Origin of the sequence: Aerococcus sp. NPDC058936 (genome assembly GCF_042741995.1) — a bacterium.
Classification (GTDB): domain Bacteria; phylum Bacillota; class Bacilli; order Lactobacillales; family Aerococcaceae; genus Aerococcus.
The window spans coordinates 126461-145279 of record NZ_JBHYKZ010000001.1 but is presented as its reverse complement, the minus strand read 5'-3'; the positions used below and the strand labels follow the sequence as shown (position 1 = coordinate 145279).

Here is an 18819-nt window from a genome sequence, read left to right as displayed (position 1 = left end):
CTTAAGCATTTTAAAGATAAACAACATTCAGAAAAAGCCAGGAGCGCTCACTCCTGACTTTTCCAAAATGATTAATCTTGACGTTTTGTTTTGCCTTCCCACTCACTCAGGCCGCCCTTTAAGATATAAATTTTATCGTAACCTGCATCTTTTAATTTCTTCGCAGCACGACCAGTTAAATTATGTACATCTGCATATAAATAAATTGGACGTGATTTACTAAATCCTGGTACCCCTTGTTGTAATGTAGAATACGGTACATTACGGGCACCAAAAATGTGGGCAGAGTTAAATTCATTTGCTTCTCGGATATCAATAATTTGTGCCGATTGCATGGTTTGTTGGAAATCTTCTTGAGAAATCATGGTTGCGTTGTTACGACGCAATAAGTAGCTGTATAACCAGAAGCCTCCCCAAACCAATAATACGACAATTAAAATAATCCAAGAAATAGTACCAAAGTTGATCATAAGTGTTGTTTTCCCTTCTAACGACAAATACTAGACATTTTTCATAACTAATGACGCAGCACCATACACACCTGCATCATTCCCCAAAGTAGCTAGACGAATACTTGTGGTCTGTCCAACACCAGGATATACCGAATTATGGAAATAGTCTGTTACTTTATCTAGTAAGTATTGACCAGCATTGGCAACCCCACCACCAATTAAAATATATTGTGGATTCGTTACGGCAGCCACTTGGCCCAAAGCACGGCCTAAATGTCCCATCGTGTCATCAACAACTGCTTCCGCAAAACGGTCACCTGCTTCGGCCGCTCTAAAGATATCTTCAGACGTTACAGGGTCTCCGTTAAAAATACGGCCTTGAATGGTAGAACCCGTATCATCCATAGTATACGCTAATTCACCAGCAGTCCATACGATACCTGACGCAGAGGCCACAGTTTCTAAACAGCCATGTTGACCACAAGTACATTTACGGCCACCATCTTTAGAGAACATATGCCCAATTTCACCAGCAGCACCTTGTCCAACCACCAATTGGTCGTTGACAATAACACCACCACCAACACCAGTACCTAAAGTTACCATGACCACATTGGCCGCGTGGTCACCGGCACCCTTCCATTGCTCCCCTAAAGCCGCAACGTTAGCGTCGTTTTCGATTAAAATTGGCCAATCTGCATTAAAGTGGCTACGAATCAGTTCTGCAACGGGCTGTTCTTCAACCCAAGCTAGATTATACGCACCGGCAACCGTACCTTTTTCCCGATTTACAAAGCCTGGAGACCCCATACCAATACCTAAAATATCTTCGTTAGTCCAATTGTTTTCTAGCATTTTTTCTTGAACAGCTAGAATTAAATCTGGAATAATGTGTTGGCCATCTTCTTTAATATCTGTAGGCACAGCCCATTTATCAATAATTTCACCTTCAGTTGAAACAACGGATAATTTAATTGATGTACCACCAAGGTCGATACCGAATATTTTCTTAGTCATTATCATAACTCCTTCTCATCTTTTAGTTACATAACTCTATTTTATCAGACTTTAGCAAAAAAATTTAGGTTTTTAATCAAAAAATGATACCGGTTGCATAATATTTATATTTCCCCAACAATAATTTGGTCCACTGGCATATCAAAATCATCTATTTCAAAGGTCACTTCATTAGAGATCATACCTGGAAATGCTAAGGCAATCTTGGTTCCTGGATAATCCGCTAGAAAAATATCATAAAAACCGCCCCCATGCCCAACACGATACCCATCCGACCTAAAAAACAAACCTGGTACAAGCATTAAATCAATCGCGTCTTTCTCAATAAAATCAGCGTCAGCTGTTGGTTCATAGATACCAAATTTAGTCTTCTGCAAAGCATCCATCCCTTGATACTTGGCAAATGCCATTTTACGTTTGGGATAGGTTTTAGGCACATATACCTTCTTGCCAACGGTTAAAGCGTAATCAATAATAGGTTTCGTATCTATTTCACCTGGATGGGCAATGGTTGTGGTAATGGTATCGGCTTGAATAAAGGCTTCATTGGTAAATAATTGGGCGTAAATATCCGCCTGCAAAGCAATTCGGTCAACCTCTGATAAGGCTGCCCAGTATTTAAATGTCCGGTCGCGAATGGCCTTCTTGTCTAAAATTGTTTTCATTTCTTCTGTCAAGTAAACGCTCCTAACCACCAATTAAAGTATTGAAAATGCCATGGTTGATCAAAATAAATCCAGCAATCACCACAAAGGTAGCAGCTGAACCAATTCGTTGGGTCAACCGTTGATCTGGCCCTTCCCCCTGAAGGAGCGCCATGGTCATTAAGAAACCACCTACTAATCCGCCCACATGGCCCCAAATATCAATCCCTGAACCCATCATACCAAAGACCAAGTTAATTACCACAAGAGTTAAATATTGCGAACCGATGCTTTGAATATAACGATTTCTCGGGAATAGATTTTTAAGCGCTAGAAAGACAGCAAACAAACCAAATAAGGCAGTCGATGCCCCAGCTGAGATATTTTCTGAAAATTGGTAAGAGAACAAGTTCCCCATCAAGCCAGAAGCCAGGTAAATCACCGAGTAGCGCCAGTGACCCACAATATTTTCAACCATACTACCTAAATAATACAGGGTAATAGAATTAATTAATAAATGAACAATGCCAATATGCAAGAACATGGGGGTAATTAACCGCCAATACTCCCCAGCAGCAATCAATGGATTAAATTTAGCCCCGAATAATAATAAGGTGGCAGAACTTTCGGAACTGCCCATAAATTCCATCATAATAAATAAAATAATTTGAATACCTAGCAAGGTATACGTCACAAAAGGTTTTCTCTTAGACATGATTAACTCCTTTTAAAATAGTGAATGTACTTTTACATATTATACCCTAGTTTTCAGGATAATCACAAAATGGCAGCTACCTACAAAAAAAACTTTAGCATTCTGGCACGTGATACCCCAAACAAAGAAAAAAAGACCCACACCAACGCGAACGCCAATGCAGGTCTCCAATAGTAAATACGTATTTATTATTTGTGTGTTACCGAGTCAGTTATCTAATTTGCATTAGATTATTTTACCTCTTTGAAGACACAAACTTTACGTAATTTTGGACTATATTTTTTTAATTCTAAACGGTCTGGATTGTTACGACGGTTTTTCTCTGTCAAGTAAACACGTTCGCCTTTTAATTCAGTGTTTTCTAAAATAATGTTCACACGCATGTGATACCCCTCCAATACAATAAAATTATTAACTGATATACAGTAACCATACTCGAATATTGTACCATAATCTTAACCTATATGCCAAATGTTTTTTAGTATTGTAAAAAATTTGGTCAGACACTTAAAACAATCAGCATGTGGCTGTGAATTGAGTATCACAGCGCCACATGCAATTATTGTGGATCCGCTTCTTCCAAGGCTTCCGCCTCTTCTGCTGATGCTTCCGCGTTTTCTGCCAATTGGTCAGCTACTTTATTTTGATATTCCTCAATATCATAGTATAAACCTAAGACATTTGGTGCAGCTGCTTGGGCAGATACAGACACATTGGGGGTTGTTCCTGGAATAACGATCGACACCGCAATTTCAGGATCATCATATGGTGCCCATCCAGCCCAAGTTGAGTTTTCAAGGGTATCAGTTCTTGTCGCAGTACCTGATTTACCCGCTACCTCAATTGGGAAATTAGCAAAAATAGCGTTCCCCAAACCAGTTGAGGTATGAATAACAGACCAGATACCCTCTTGCACTTCCGCAAGCATTTCATCTGTAATCGATAATTCATTCAATACAGTTGGTTGATATTCATAAACCGTTGCCCCACCACCAGCTGTCTCCTCGTCTTCAGTAGGTGCCAAAATTTTATCCAACACATGTAAAGCATAGCGGGTACCACCATTCGCAATGGTTGAAATATATTGGTTTAATTGAATTGGTGAGTAGGTATCAAACTGACCGAAAGCCAAGTCAAGTGCGTTACCTGGGTCACCAGTATCTTGTCCGATTATACCAGTTGATTCATTTTCCAAGTCAATACCAGTCGATACCCCTAAACCGAATTCTGCATAATAACTCCGTAAGGTATCATAAACGGCATCTGTATCCAGTCCAGACAAGTCCATGTACGGTTCGTAGTAGTTTACACCACCCATTGCCATGGCCAATTTAATCATGTAGACGTTTGAAGATTGAGCTAAGGCTTGTTTATCCGTTAAGACCCTTGGTGTTGCATCGTTACCAGAAGTAAACCACCAAGAAGCTTTAACTGGCGTACCGGAGAAGTATAAGGGTTCATCGGTAATTTCATTATCTGAACCAACTTCAAGCAAGCCTTCTCCGTAAGCAGCGGAAATCGTTGCAGGTTTCACGACAGACCCAGATGGAAAGACGCTATTAATCGTACCTAAGGCATCATCCACGATTTCACCATCTGAATTTTTCTTCTTACCCACTAAGGCGTAAATAGCCCCCGTATCAGGATCAGACGCTACAATATAGATAGAATTGTTTTCATCAGTCGTTGCATCTTCTAAATACTGAGTTGCATAAGCTTCTAATTCCGCTTGGTATTCAGAGTCAATGGTCAACTGAACCGTATTCCCCATTTCACCAGCATAAGTTTGTTTAGAATTGACAATCTCTCCGTCTTGACTCACTTCTGTTTCATAGGTTGTTTTTGAACCACGTAAATTCGCTTCATACTGTTCTTCAATATAAGATACTCCTACCCGATCATTTAGGGCATAACCCTTAGCTAGGTAGAAATCTTGTTGGTCACTTGGGATTCCTTCTTCTGTAGAAGACACACTACCAAGCAATGAACGTAGTAATGAATCTTGCGGGTAAGTCCGTTTCCAGTCGGTTGTCACATTGACACCTGGTAACTCAGCTGAATGCTCTGCCACAACGGCCGTTTCTTCAGTGGTTACCCCATCATTTTTAATCATGACAGTTGAGAGGGACGAGGCGGCATTCATTTTGGCGAAAATAACTGCTGCTTCCTTATCTTGGTCACTTAGACCATTCAAGTCGTCGTCAGTCACCTTACTCACTTGGATGGCGTAGATTTCATCATCCGCTGCAGCGGCCTCATCGTCTGTCAACCGGTCATTGATGACATCTGTATTGGCTGCCACAAAATAATCCTGCAGGTCACGATCGGATACATCCTCGAAATCGACAGCTATATATTTAGCTAGATTCTGCGCCGTTCGGGCCATATCCTCACCGGAAGTGTCCTGGCCACGTGTATAAGAAATTGCTGGTAAAGCCTCATTAGACACCATCAACTCTCCTTCAGAATCAATAATCAAACCACGCGGGACCGATTCCTCGACAATAGTTGTTTCTGTTGCATTCACCAGATCAGAGAACATATCGCCTTGAACTAGTTGCAGATAAGATAAACGTAAAATAAGCATTGCAAACAGGACAAAAATCCCTATCATCATCACGTTCAAACGGTTTAAAAAGGAGCCCCATATGGGTGCACGCCTTTTTGGTTGGTCTTGATCATCAGAACCCATTTTATTCAACTTTTCCTCAGCAACCTCATGTTGCTTCGGTTGTTTATTTTGATCACCTTGATCCAACTTGTCACCTACTTTCAAATAAAACACTTATATGCAGCCAAAATAGGTCAGTCCACTCAGGCCAGCATAACCTTTTTTAATTATACACAAAAAACGGTCATAAGACTCGAGTAAATTATTAAGAATCCCTATATCCACCTAAAAATCACAGAAGTTTTTATTTTTGTAAAAAATCTTTAAACAAGGCAATCAATCTGCGAAATATGATATGCTAAAAGCAATTATCAAAAAGGAGTTCGTGTCATGACGCAATACATAAAAACGATTCAACAGAAATGTCAGAAACACCCACTCAAAGCTTCAATGATTGGCTTGTTTCTAGCAGTCTTTATCCTGATGGGACTCTTCTTTATCTTTGGCCTAAAAATATTTCCATTCGGCAATGGCACCATCATGACTGTCGACCTAGGCCAACAATATATCGATTTCTATCAATACTACCGAGACATCTTCCAAGGTAATTGGGATCAGATTTTCTATTCCTTCTCAAAAGCCACCGGAGGCGAAATGGTCGGGACCTGGTCTTACTACCTCATGTCCCCCTACTTAATTTTCTTGCTATTTTTCCCGCAATCCTGGCTTTCCTTTGCCGTCGCCTTGATTGTCATACTCAAACTCGCCACCGCAGCATCCGCCTTCCAGTTCATGTTAGGTCGGTTCTATAACGAAGTGACTTGGCAATCACTCACATTTTCATTCGCCTATGCCTTCATCGGTTACCTGTCCGCCAACCAACTAAACGTCATGTGGCTAGACGGTGTCATCTTCCTTCCCTTCCTCATTTGGGGTTTGGAAAAGGTCATGCGCGGTCGATCTGGCTGGACCTATGTAGGCTGGCTAGCCCTTATCCTAATCTCGAATTACTATATCGGCTACATGATTTGTTTATTCTTAATCCTATTTTTTTGCTACCGGATGGTCGCTCATGGACGAGCTGACTTACATGGTCAAGACCAGATGGAAAGATTCAACCAGGACTTGGCGCCAACAGCGCAATATCAAGCAAGCTACTTTATCAATTTGAAAACCTATTTCATACAAACATTTGGTAAATTTGCCGGTTGGTCACTCGCAGGTGGTGGTTTAGCTGCCTTTATTTTAATGCCAACATTCTATGCATTATCAACCAGTAAAGGGCAACAATCGTCACCCGAACTTGAATTAACCACCGATTATCCTTTATACGATATTGTGTCAAAATTCATCCTTGGGCCCTTTAACTTTGACCAAATGCCAGAAGGATTGCCCAATATTTTCGTAGGTAGTCTAGCACTTATCATGGCCATACTTTACTTTTTCAACAAGAAGACTCCTTGGCAAGAACGTTTAGCTGCCGGTGGATTGACGACATTCCTACTATTATCCATGAATATTTCAGGACTGAACCTGATTTGGCACGGGCTCCAGTACCCAATCTGGTACCCATACCGTTTTTCATTCGTCTTTTCATTCTTCCTACTATTTATCGGCTACCAGCTTTACCGGCAAAAACCATTTTTATCCATTAAAAGTGCAGTAGCCTTGCTGATCCCTTTCGCCATTGCCTACGGTTACTTGCTCTATAAGATAGAAGAATTCGACTATATTTCAGTCACAACCGTCCTAGTCTCCTTTGTCTTATTCGTTGGGATTACTGCCCTATTGATGATGGCTGTTGACTTCGACCGGTTGATTTACATCCTATTAATGTTCATCACTATAAGCGAAGTGTTCGCCAACTCTGTGATCACGGTTTCTTCTATTTCTTACTTGAAACAAGATGACTTTGCGGATTATGTCACCGAAATCAAACCAGAAATCGCATCCTATGCGCCAGGAGAAAACGAATTCTACCGGATGACCAAGACCTTCCAGCGGACAAAAAACGATGCCATGCAGCTGGGTTATTATGACTTAAACCATTTCAACTCGACAATGGAACGAAACACCACCCAATTGTTCAAACAATTAGGGCAACCCATGTCAGATGGCTTTACCAACTATACAACTGGGACCCTACTGACAGACGCCCTATTTGGTGTAAAATATTACTTTGACGTTACCCCGTTTGAAGATGATCAAGGCGCCTTAAAAGACCGGGTCAGGTCAACACGAGCTGACTTGAGTGAATACCCTGTTCTAGAAGTCACAGACCAATTAATCATCCATGAAAATCCCAATGCCTTGTCTCTTGCCTATATGGTTAGCCAAGACATCCAAGACGTCGCCATAGATGATGTCAACCCAGTTTACCTGCAAGATGAATTGTTGAATGTCTTAAGCGGAAATGGTACGACGGATGGCATTGACCTCTCTCAATTTGAGATTGCCAACTTTGCGAGCATAGACCTTTTCCATGTGGATTCACAAGATGCTTCAGTGGTAAATACAGCTTATACCCGCGATGACACCGGAGAAGATTCATTTATTGATATCCATATCAATGTGAAAACCAGCCAAGCGTACTATATCACCGTTCCTTCATTCTTAAATGATGAAGAAGTGAAGTATTACCTAGACGGCGAACCTTTAGACTACGATTCTTCTTACCAGTCGATTCAACTTTTTAATATCGCAAACGACGAAAAAGGAGAAGAGAAAGTATTTACCATCCAGTTGCTAGATGACGACACAACCCTAGCGGATATCAACCTCTATACCCTTGACCAGGAAAAAGTGTCCACCATGGCAGAAGAGTTGAAGCAAAATCAGTTGGCACTAACTGACTTCTCAAATGGGGCTTTCTCAGGCACCGTTACTGTTGACGATCCGAGTGAATACTTGATGGTTACTGTCCCATATGCAGAAGGTTGGCACGCCAAAGTCAACGGCCAAGAAGTCGATACCCTGCCCCTATTAAACGGTGGCTTTATGGGTCTCCAATTCAAAGAAGCCGGTGATTATGAAGTCACCTTCTATTACATCCCACATGGCTTGATATTAGGTGTCGCCATTACAATCGCAACCGGATTAATTCTAGTTTGTGTATATGTCTTCAACAAGAAAAAAGTGAAAACGAAATAAATACAAAACGTCTGCTGATAATTGTCGGCAGGCGTTTTTTAGAGGCATTTTACGAAATTTGCGAAAAAAAAAGAGGCTAGCCAAAGCTAACCCCTCTATTACCAATTTAATGGCGATCACATTATTTTGCTGCGTCGAAACGTTTTGCAACTTCATCCCAGTTTACAATGTTCCAGAATGCTGCAATGTAGTCTGGACGAACGTTTTTATATTTCAAGTAGTAGGCATGTTCCCAAACATCAATACCTAATAATGGTGTTTGACCATCCATTAGTGGTGAGTCTTGGTTTGGTGTAGAAGTAATTGCCACTTCACCGTTAGCTAAAACTAGCCAAGCCCAACCAGATCCGAAACGACCAGTTGCTGCAGTTTTGAATGCTTCTTGGAAGTCTGCAAATGAACCGAACTTAGCGTCGATAGCTTCTTTCAAAGCGCCAGTAGGTTCACCGCCAGCATTTGCTGCGAATTGTTCCCAGAATAATGTGTGGTTTGCGTGTCCACCAACATTGTTACGAACAGCAGTTTTTTTGTCTTCAGGTACAGCGTCAAAGTTAGATAAGATTTCTTCAGCAGATTTGTCTGCTAAATCAGTACCTGCTAAAGCTGCATTTGCATTTGTTACATAAGTATTATGGTGTTTGTCATGATGCAAGTGCATTGTTTCCTCGTCGAAATACGGTTCTAATGCATCATAAGCGTATGGTAATTCTGGTAATTCAAAAGCCATGTAAAATTCCTCCTATAAAACTTATCATTATTTTCTTACTAAAATCACTATATCAAGTCAGAACATAAAATTCAAAGGAATCGACTTAAAGCGCTCACTTATTTTTAAGAAAACTTTTTCCTTTTCCAATCATCCGTTCATTGTTTTTGACCAATCTTTGTTATAATGAATGTTAACGTGAGAATGCTTAGTCATTTTCCAGATCCACCAGCTAAGAGTGGGAATATGAGAACAGAAAAGAGCGAATGTATGAAAGAAAGCAATATCCTCGTCATCTTATACGATGCCCTATTGAATTATCCAAAAATTATCCGTGTCATTTCCTATAGCTTTAAGAGAATGTTGGTCTATGCCCTATTAATTGCAGGTATATCAGCAATTCCGACCTTCTTCGATACCTTGAAAGTATTTGATTTACTAGAAACCAACGCAACATCAATCGTTAATCAAATCCCTGACTATCAAGTGACAGATGGCAAGATAGCCACCAGCGATGACCAATCGGCCTTCATTTTTGAAACTGACCTGATGACCTATGCCTTTGATCCAAATGATGAAATCGCCAATCAAGATGTGGCGACTAGTCAAAACAATCTGATCACTGTTGAAAACAACTCAGATAACCTAACTTTATCATTTATGGGACAACCCATTGCCTTCACCTACGCACAATTAGGTGACACTGCCAATAGTGATGGTGTCAAAGGCATTATCCAGTCAATGACTAGCCTAACTTGGGCCTACTACCCGGTTATCTTCGTCATTGTAACCCTGTCTAGCCTATTAAATCTAGTGCTAGCTAGCCTGATGATTGCCCTTGTAATTGGAATGCTGCCTGATTCAACCCGGTTAAGACTAACCTTTAAAATGCGGTTGTCTTTAGCCCTTGCGTCATTAACTATGCCACTAATGGTCATCACCCTCTTTAACCTATTTGGCTTCTATGTTGTCTATCAATTAGAAATCATGTATGTCTTCGCATTGATTCGTTTATGGCGATTGTTGAAAAAAGTACAAGTCATAAAAATGCAAAAATAATAGAAGAGGTGAGTGGGTCCGCTCAGCTTAACAACTTCTAACGCATTTAAGCGAGTGAGTGCTAAAGCATCAACTCGCTCATAAACTGGAAGAATAGTGCCGTATCAAACAAAGTATGTTGCAAACTATTCTGAAGTGGACTTGAGCTGATCGAGCGAACCTGACTAGGTTGCGAGCGTCAAAAAACAATTTATCAGTAACACAAAAATCCGAGGAATTGATCAAAACGATCATTCCTCGGATTTTTATTTTGAAGATGTTAGTGAATTTAGAAATCCACTTGGTTGTCTTCTTTGTTTTTACGACGTTGGTCACGACGTTTTTTACGTTGGTCAGCCATGCGGTTGTCTTTGTTATGTTTAGAAATTTGACGGCTTAGTTTTTTCTTGTAGCCTGGTTTAACTTTACGACGTTTGTTTCGCTCAATCATCCCCACTACAGTATGGTCAACTTCAGGTGCTTTTTGACGGGCAGCACGGGCATCGTGGTCTTTACCGTCGATTAATTGATGATCTTTGATATCTTTATTTTCAAAGATGATCCCCTTATTTTCCAACCATTCAATATCTTTCAATTCATCCGGCACGTAGAAGGTAATGGCAGTACCTGGTTTGCCTTGACGACCAGTACGACCAACGCGGTGGATGAAGAACTCTAATTCATTCGGTACTTCGTAGTTGATTACGTGAGATACACCCTCAATATCGATCCCACGAGCAGCTAAGTCAGTGGCTACCACATATTGGAAGTCCAAGTTTTGTACTTGTTTCATTACACGACGACGTTCACGCGATGGTAAGTCACCATGAATTTGGCCGACATTTAAACCTTGAGATTTCAAATATTTGAACAATTCTTGTACAGTTTCCTTGGTGTTAGCAAAGATTAAAGCTAAGTATGGTTGACCAATTGTTAAGGCATCGAATAACAATGATTTACGGTCGCGCCCTTTAACGGGTACCAAGTAGTTATCAATGGTATCTGAAATTTTGTGACGGGCTTCAATTGTGACCCATTCAGGATTGCTTAAGTATTTTCTCAAGAATGGTTTCAATTTGTCCGGAATAGTTGCTGAGAAAACGTACATGTTCAATGATTTCGGCATACGACCTGCAATTTGGTCTACTTCGTTTAAGAAACCTAAATCAAGGGTCATGTCTGCTTCATCGACAACGAAATCTGTTACTTGGTGTACAGAAATCAATTGGTTGTTAATCAAGTCTAATAGACGCCCTGGTGTCGCAACAACGACTTGCGGTACGGCATTTTCTAGACGGTTGGCTTGTTTAACAGTATCTGTCCCACCAAAAGCGCGCTCGATATGCAAATCTTCATCTGAAAATGACAAGATTTGACGCCCAGCTTGGTATAACTGCTCCGCAAGTTCACGACTAGGTGCTGTAATAACTAACTGTGTGTGGTTTTCAGCTGTAATCTTATTTAAAAGTGGTAATAAGAAGGCGTGCGTTTTCCCTGATCCTGTTTGGCTTTGGGCAATGACATCGCGGCCTGATTGAATGACTGGAATAACTGTCGCTTGAATTGGAGACGGCTCATAGAAATTTAAATCTGCGAGTGCGTCGTTGATAAATGGTTTTAAATTAAATTGTGTAAAAGACATGGTCTCCCACCTTTCTCTGCTTGCCAGCTTAGGCAAGTGCGGTTCTTTTTGCTCATCCGTACTATTGTACCATTATCCTTCTTAAATCGAAAATAATAGAATATTAAAAAATACTAAGAATAGTCAGGACTAATTCTTGTGTAAGTGATGAAAGTTCGTATATAATTGAAGATGAACTATGAAAGGATGTAGCATAATGACTAACAAACAAGTTGGTGGGCTTATCGTTATGTTTGGTGCAGCAGGAGATTTAGCGCGCCGTAAACTATACCCATCTTTATTCCGATTATATCAGCGTCAATTATTATCTGAAAACTTTGCCTTGCTAGGAAACTCTAGACGTGAATGGACTGACGATTATTTCCGTGATATCGTCTTAGATTCAATTTCTGACCAAGAAGCAGACGAAGAAACAATCAACAACTTTATCAAACATTTCTTCTACACATCTCATGACGCCACTCAAGCGGATGATTATGAGCATTTGAATAATGAAATGGCAAGATTAAGAAATGAATTTAATACCGGTGAGAAAAATTTATACTACCTATCGACTTCACCAGCCCTATTTCCCGAAATTACCCAGGGATTGAAGGATGCTGAGATTGTGACAGATGGCGGTACACACCGAGTCATCTTAGAAAAACCATTCGGTACTGACCTATCATCAGCCAAAGAATTAAATGATGCCTTAGCGATTTCTTTCGATGAAAAAGATATCTACCGTATTGACCACTATCTTGGTAAAGAAATGGTGCAAAATATCTTAGCGACACGTTTCTTTAACCCTGCAGTTGAAGCTTTATTAAACCAGGAATTCGTTTCAAATATTCAAATCACCTTAGCAGAAGACATGCCAGTTGGTAGCCGTGGTGGTTACTACGACAAATCAGGTGCTATTCGTGACATGCTACAAAACCATATCCTACAAGTGGCGACATTACTTGGTATGGACCTGCCCGCTTCACCAGATCAAGACGATGTGCATGCCAACAAGTTAGCTTTCATGAAACAAATCGATTCATTAACAGCTGACCAAACCGCTAAACAAACTGTGCGCGCCCAATATCTTGCAAGTGAAGATGGTGAATTCATCAACTACTTAGAGGAAAATGAGGTCGCGGCTGATTCTGTGACTGAAACTTATTTGGCGGGCTACTTCCAAGTCAACAACGATCGTTGGGGCCAAGTACCCTTCTACTTCAAAACAGGTAAAGCCTTGGATGACAAACGGACAACCGTTGAAATCATCCTAAAAGATGCCGGTGATAAAACAGACATCGATAAGGGTTGTAACCCAAGTCAAAGTCGCATTACCTTCAACATTCAACCAGAAACTGGTTTAGCTTTTAACCTAAATCAAAAATTACCTGGTGAGGAATTATTGCCAACACTGGTGTCTATTCATTCTAATGTAGACGAATTAAACGCTGCTTATGTACCAGATGCTTATGAAAAATTGATTTACGATGCCTTAATCGGTGACCAAACCAACTTCTCTACATGGGATGAATTGGCTGAACAGTGGCGTATCGTCGATTCAATTATTGAAAATTGGAAAAATGCCGGTACTAAGACCTTACCTACATATGTTGGTAAAACACGTGGTCCTAAAGAGGCAGATGAATTATTACGCCAAAACGGCCATGTTTGGGTAAAATAGTTTTATTGAACATTGCCTTATAGAAGAAACAGTATATTTCACACAATCTAATCCATATAAACAAAACCAGGAACTAAGATGAAAATCGTGGTTCCTGGTTTTTTGTGTTCACTAGTTTAACGCACCTGGTTTCAATTGCCTTATAAGCAAACTAACTTTCAGAGTAAGTGAACTCTGGCACTTGAATGTCACCGGCGATGATCGCAGCTTTTACTTCTTCAATTTGCGCCCATTCTTCATCTAACAATTGTCCTTGAGTTAGCGAAACGCCGTCATTTTCCAAGCCATAAGCTAAACTTTCACCTGCAGGAAAGGCATTGTCTCTCGTTTCCTCAGCTAAAGCAATAATGGCGGCGCCGGTATCTTTAAGGGTCGATGCTAAGGTAAAGTTTCCGCCAGTCCACTCGCCCTCGTCAGTTTGATCTCGGTCAACGCCAAGTACCCATAATTGCTCTTCTGGATTTGCTTCTAGACGGTTACGGGTCTCAGTGAAAACACCGTTACCAGACCCACCAGCAGCTGTATAAATCACGTCAACCCCCTGGGTATACATTGCATTAGCAATTTGTTGTCCTTTAGAGGCATCGCTAAATGATTCCGTATATTGGCTTTCTACTTCAATATTCTCGTCAATATAGGCAACACCCGCTTTAAAACCTGTTTCAAAACGGTCAATCACTGGGATTCTAGTCCCACCAATAAAACCAACTTGATTCGTTTCTGTAGTTAAAGCAGCCGCAACTCCAGCTAAGAAGGCAGATTCTTGGTCTTTAAAGGCGATAGATACCGCATTGTCTAGGTCAACTTCCCCATCAATCAAAGCAAAATTTTGATCAGGATTTTGCGAGGCCACTTCACTTAAGGCTTCTGCAGTTGTATACCCAAGACCAACGATAATATCGTATTGGTCTGCAACCGCAACATTTAAATTAGGGATCAATTCAGATTGATCAGGTGATTCATAGTATTGGACCTTGGCCCCAGTTTCCGCTTGCCAAGCTTGTAGCCCTTCCCAAGCAGATTGGTTGAACGACCGGTCATCAACGCCCCCTTCATTGGTTACCATACCGATTGATAAGGCATCGGTAGCTGTTGATTCACTCGCTTGTGAACTGGATGATGACGCTGTGCCAGCATTGGCATCCGTACCGGCATTTTGCCCTTGGCAGGCCACTAAAAGTAAGGCAGCACTTGAAATAAGAATGGTCTTAAATGTTGAAGACATGAATTGATTTTCCTCCCAACGAAAAACGGTAATGTTCGTTTATTCGCATTATTCTTTTCTTTACCCCATTACTTTAGCATAGTTTTATTACTAAATCCATATGTATAAATGGTTTTATTTATTATCGTTCGTTATATTACACATTTACACGCTATAATTTCAGTAAAATAGCCGATTCACTTTGTAAAGCCGAACAAAAAAAGACCGCAACTGAATTTTACATCCAGGTTGGGGTCTTGAAAGCTATAGCCTATTTTTCTATTAGTCAAAAAATTGGTCGCGACGGTATTTCATAGCCACTTCACCTAGTTGAGCTAATAATTCGTCTTTCTCCTCTGAAGAATAAACGTTAGCGCCTGAGGCTTTCTCGTGGCCACCACCATCATGTTGTGCAGCAATATGGTTGATTGCTGGCCCTTTAGAGCGGATTCGGCAACGCACTTTACCATCTGGTTGTTCGATAAAGGTTACCCAAGTAATAACCCCTTCAATCGTTCCTGGAATTTGGACTATTTGGTAGGTTTCATTGGCTGTTAAATCAAGCGACTGCAGTAAATCTTGTGAAATATAAACTGAATTCACAGTCCCTTGTGCTGACAATTTCATGTTTTGTAGGACATAAGCTTGCAAGCGAGCTTGAGAAATAGTTTGTGTATTCGATTCTTGCATCAATTCAGAAGCTGGGAAGTCGTAGTTCAATAATTCACCGGCAATGTGCATAGTATCGCGGGTTGTGTTGTCATATAAGAAACGACCAGTATCCCCTACAATTCCTAAGAAGAAGCATTTAGCTGCTTCATCATTCATTTGCAACTTGTTGTCCTCACGCAAAACAATAGATGCCCATAATTCTGAGGTCGATGAGATACTTGGCTCAACGATCATAAAGTCCCCGTATGGATCATCATTCGGATGGTGGTCAACTTTGACAAGGGTCGCCCCTTTTTTATACCGTTGATCATCAATCCGTGGTCGGTTAGCTGAATCGTTCACGATAACAAGTGCATGCTTGTAAGTATCATCCGAAATATCGTCCATATCGCCAAATTCTGCTAATGAATCGTCATCTTGCCCTACTGCGTAGATATCTTTATGTGGGTAAGTTTCTTCCAAAACTGCCTTTAATCCCATTTGCGAACCTAATGCATCCGGATCTGGGCGAACATGGCGATGAATAATGATAGTATCATGTGCCTCAATTGCCGCTAATATTTTATCTAACATGTTGACCTCTTTCTAAGTCCTAAAAATTTTCTCTTTTATCATTATACCCTTGATTGACAGATTCGTCATTAATTGGTCAGTGTTTTCACACTTGCCAAGGCTTTAGTCATCACTTGCTTGCCGTGGTAAACCGTAATATCAATCTCCATAGACCGTCTAGAAACATCTAAGAATTCTAAGACGATATCGATGGTAGATTGTAAGGGTACTAATTTTAAATAATATGCACTTACCTTATCGACAACGATTGATTTATCTTGCATCTTCTTGACAAATTGTTTAACCGATAGTTGGATAATACTATGTTGTAAGGCATTAGATAAGGCACCGAAATCATTCGTTAATGAAACATCACTTAGAAATCGGTAGCGAGCTTTTGTCATATCCTCATTTTGTGCAACAAATTTCAACTTATCAGCTAATAGCATCTCAATCCGGTTTTCACTCTGTTCCGTTTGTTGGGTATACTGTAAAGTCCGTAAGACATCTTGTCTAGATAGGATGCCTTGTAAATAATCCTCTTCATCCACAACCGGTAGTATTTCTAACCCATCCCAAATCATCATATGTGTAATTGAAGCAACACTCATTGGCTTTTTAGCCGAAATCGGCGTTGGTGTCATGGCTTTAGCTAAAGGGGTATCCGGTGCGAAATCTAAGATATCCTTAGCTGTTAAGATCCCCGCTAACTTACCATCTCTTTCACAAATTGGAAAACGGGTATGCCCCGAGTTTTCTGACAATTGCCGGTAGGCCGTAATCGTGTCATCCGTGTATAAAAATTGCGTTTGCTCAAGCGGAATGTAGATATCTTCAACAAGTAAAATATCCTTCTGCATAGACCGTTCTATCATCGCTTTATTGATTAAAGTAGCCGTTGCATAGGTATCGAAGTTGACACTTAAAAGTGGTACTTCCCGCTTGTTAGCCAAGTCCACAATGGCATCTGAGGGTTTAAAGCCGCCCGATATTAAGACAGCGACGTCATTCTCCAAGGCAATCCGTTGAATTTCATCACGGTTACCAACGATAATCAAGGAATCTGGTTCGATATAACGACGCATCCCGTCCGCTTCCATGGCGCCAATAATAAATTTACGGACCTGACGGCTCACACCTGAAGCCCCACCCAAGACCTGACAATCCGTTACCTGGATAATCTCTTCGATGGTTAAATGGTGCATGCGGCGGTTTTCGTTTTCTTCAATTCGGACGGTTCCCACCCGCTCTTTGGTCGCCACTAAATGCAAGTTCTCAGCCGATTTAATCGCTCGATAAGCTGTCCCCTCTGATACCTTCAAATTGCGTGCGATAGACCGAACCGAAATTTTGGCATCAATGGGGAGGTTTTGAATATATTGTATGATTTGTTCGTGTTTAGTTGCCATTGGCATTGCACCTCCGTTTAAAATCTGACCCATTCGGTTCTAGTCGTCATCATTCTCTTCTTTAGATGACGTCTGATCTGGGGCAGGTTGAATTGCTGCATCTTCTTTTATATTTTTATTTTCATATATATCTTCATTCTCTGATAATAATGTGTTGGATTTGTAGGCCAGCGTTCCCGCTTCTTTTGCTTCATTGGTATATAAATTCAAGCGAATATTTTCAAAAGCTAACTGCGACAAATCACTCACCGTAATTCCAAGCAACCGGATTCCTTGACTGACATCCCCATATGTTTGCCATAGGTCCAAGGCGTAGAAATAAATATCCTGGCTATCTGAAATGGCGTCCACAAGTGACGTCTGCCGTGTAACCGTCTCAAAATCCGCATTCCGAAACTTCAAAGTCACCACTTTTCCGTGCATGCCCTTTTCACCCAAGGCATCAGACACAGAATTAGCTAGCTTACGCAAGGTTTCTTCCACCTCATTATCATGGTAAAGGAAAGGATAAAAGGTCCGCTCCTTTCCAATCGATTTACGGATCCGGGTAACTTTAACCGGCCGGTCATCAACACCGCGGACCCTTTCATACAAGGCCAAACCAGCTTTTCCGAAGTACTGAATGCATTCATCTTGTGATAATTTCTTCAAGTCTGCGCCTGTATAAATAGACAGTTCATGCATTTTTTCGGTTGACCGTGTCCCGACCCCATAGAAATCTTCAATTGGCAATTGCTCTAAAAAGGGAATCGCTCGTTTAGGTGTAATGACCGTCATACCAAAAGGTTTTTGATAGTCAGACGCTAATTTGGCAATAAACTTATTATAAGACACCCCAATCGAACAAGTTAAATTCAATTCTTTATAGATGGTTTCTTGGATTTCCTTGGCCACGTCCATGGCGTAAGGAATTCCCTTCTTATTGTCAGTGACGTCTAAAAAGGCTTCATCAATGGAAAGGGGTTCAATAATATCTGTATACCGCTTGAAAATTTCCCGTACTTGTTCTGATACCTCTCGATATAAGGCATAGTTGCCCGACACAAAAATCCCTTGCGGACATAAGCGGTAAGCCTCAGCCGCAGACATGGCTGAGTGGACACCGTATTTACGCGCTTCATAAGAAGCCGTTGATACAACACCCTTACCCGAATTCTCTTTTGGATGGCGGGCAATAATCACCGGTTTTCCCCGATAAGCAGGATTATCCCTTTGTTCAACCGAGGCGAAGAAAGCATCCATATCGACATGTAATATTTTCCTCGACCCATCAATTTTTGGGTCCTCAAATGATAATATCCCTATCGTGCGCATGACACCTACCCCCTTTAAACACTGGGTTAC

At 40.9% G+C, this 18819-nt stretch carries 15 protein-coding genes; 3 read left to right on the top strand and 12 right to left on the bottom strand.

Annotated elements, in window-relative coordinates; translation table 11 throughout:
* Window positions 1–71 precede the first annotated feature (71 nt).
* The 6 genes from ACFW0C_RS00670 to ACFW0C_RS00645 form a co-directional block, all read right to left on the bottom strand.
* Window positions 72–470: a rhodanese-like domain-containing protein gene (locus tag ACFW0C_RS00670; protein ID WP_290490895.1), complete on the bottom strand. Its 399-nt coding sequence runs from the start codon at window positions 468–470 to the stop codon at window positions 72–74.
* Between the two features lie 30 nt (window positions 471–500).
* Complete coding sequence (locus ACFW0C_RS00665) at window positions 501–1469, bottom strand: ROK family glucokinase (protein ID WP_378104461.1); 969 nt, start codon at window positions 1467–1469, stop codon at window positions 501–503.
* A 104-nt stretch (window positions 1470–1573) separates the two neighbouring features.
* The gene (locus ACFW0C_RS00660) at window positions 1574–2146 is read right to left on the bottom strand and encodes a 5-formyltetrahydrofolate cyclo-ligase (RefSeq protein WP_378104458.1); all 573 of its coding nucleotides are present in this window, start codon (window positions 2144–2146) and stop codon (window positions 1574–1576) included.
* 10 nt (window positions 2147–2156) lie between these two features.
* Entirely contained in the window at window positions 2157–2828 is a 672-nt protein-coding gene (locus tag ACFW0C_RS00655; RefSeq protein ID WP_290490898.1) for a rhomboid family intramembrane serine protease, read from the bottom strand.
* A 230-nt stretch (window positions 2829–3058) separates the two neighbouring features.
* Window positions 3059–3211: a 50S ribosomal protein L33 gene (gene rpmG, locus ACFW0C_RS00650; protein ID WP_003141750.1), complete on the bottom strand. Its 153-nt coding sequence runs from the start codon at window positions 3209–3211 to the stop codon at window positions 3059–3061.
* Window positions 3212–3387: 176 nt separating this feature from the next.
* Window positions 3388–5586 (bottom strand): peptidoglycan D,D-transpeptidase FtsI family protein, encoded by a 2199-nt coding sequence (locus ACFW0C_RS00645; protein ID WP_378104455.1) that lies wholly within the window; start codon window positions 5584–5586, stop codon window positions 3388–3390.
* Window positions 5587–5829: 243 nt separating this feature from the next.
* Here ACFW0C_RS00645 and ACFW0C_RS00640 point away from each other — a divergent pair, with 243 nt between their 5' ends.
* Window positions 5830–8589, top strand: a complete 2760-nt coding sequence (locus ACFW0C_RS00640; protein WP_378104453.1) for a YfhO family protein — start codon at window positions 5830–5832, stop codon at window positions 8587–8589.
* A gap of 121 nt (window positions 8590–8710) precedes the next feature.
* Here ACFW0C_RS00640 and ACFW0C_RS00635 read toward each other — a convergent pair whose 3' ends face one another.
* A complete protein-coding gene (locus ACFW0C_RS00635) occupies window positions 8711–9316 on the bottom strand; it encodes a superoxide dismutase (protein WP_003141755.1) in 606 nt (201 codons plus the stop codon).
* Between the two features lie 225 nt (window positions 9317–9541).
* Between ACFW0C_RS00635 and ACFW0C_RS00630 the strand changes: the two genes are divergently transcribed.
* Window positions 9542–10354: a DUF1189 family protein gene (locus ACFW0C_RS00630; protein WP_378104450.1), complete on the top strand. Its 813-nt coding sequence runs from the start codon at window positions 9542–9544 to the stop codon at window positions 10352–10354.
* A gap of 268 nt (window positions 10355–10622) precedes the next feature.
* Here ACFW0C_RS00630 and ACFW0C_RS00625 read toward each other — a convergent pair whose 3' ends face one another.
* Window positions 10623–11975 carry a DEAD/DEAH box helicase gene (locus ACFW0C_RS00625; RefSeq protein WP_378104448.1) on the bottom strand — a complete coding sequence of 451 codons (1353 nt, stop codon included), beginning with the start codon at window positions 11973–11975 and terminating at the stop codon, window positions 10623–10625.
* Window positions 11976–12171: 196 nt separating this feature from the next.
* On the opposite strand from ACFW0C_RS00625, the gene zwf reads away from it, so the two are divergent.
* On the top strand, window positions 12172–13638 hold the full coding sequence (zwf, locus tag ACFW0C_RS00620; RefSeq protein WP_378104447.1) for a glucose-6-phosphate dehydrogenase: 1467 nt from the start codon (window positions 12172–12174) through the stop codon (window positions 13636–13638).
* 151 nt (window positions 13639–13789) lie between these two features.
* Here zwf and ACFW0C_RS00615 read toward each other — a convergent pair whose 3' ends face one another.
* From ACFW0C_RS00615 to dinB, 4 genes are all read right to left on the bottom strand, one after another.
* Window positions 13790–14863: a BMP family protein gene (locus ACFW0C_RS00615; RefSeq protein ID WP_378104445.1), complete on the bottom strand. Its 1074-nt coding sequence runs from the start codon at window positions 14861–14863 to the stop codon at window positions 13790–13792.
* 261 nt (window positions 14864–15124) lie between these two features.
* Window positions 15125–16087: a bifunctional oligoribonuclease/PAP phosphatase NrnA gene (locus ACFW0C_RS00610; protein ID WP_378104443.1), complete on the bottom strand. Its 963-nt coding sequence runs from the start codon at window positions 16085–16087 to the stop codon at window positions 15125–15127.
* A 68-nt stretch (window positions 16088–16155) separates the two neighbouring features.
* Window positions 16156–17475, bottom strand: coding sequence for a DRTGG domain-containing protein (locus ACFW0C_RS00605; RefSeq protein ID WP_378104442.1), 1320 nt, complete (start codon window positions 17473–17475; stop codon window positions 16156–16158).
* Between the two features lie 39 nt (window positions 17476–17514).
* Complete coding sequence (dinB, locus tag ACFW0C_RS00600; RefSeq protein WP_378104441.1) at window positions 17515–18789, bottom strand: DNA polymerase IV; 1275 nt, start codon at window positions 18787–18789, stop codon at window positions 17515–17517.
* Between the last annotated feature and the right edge of the window lie 30 nt (window positions 18790–18819).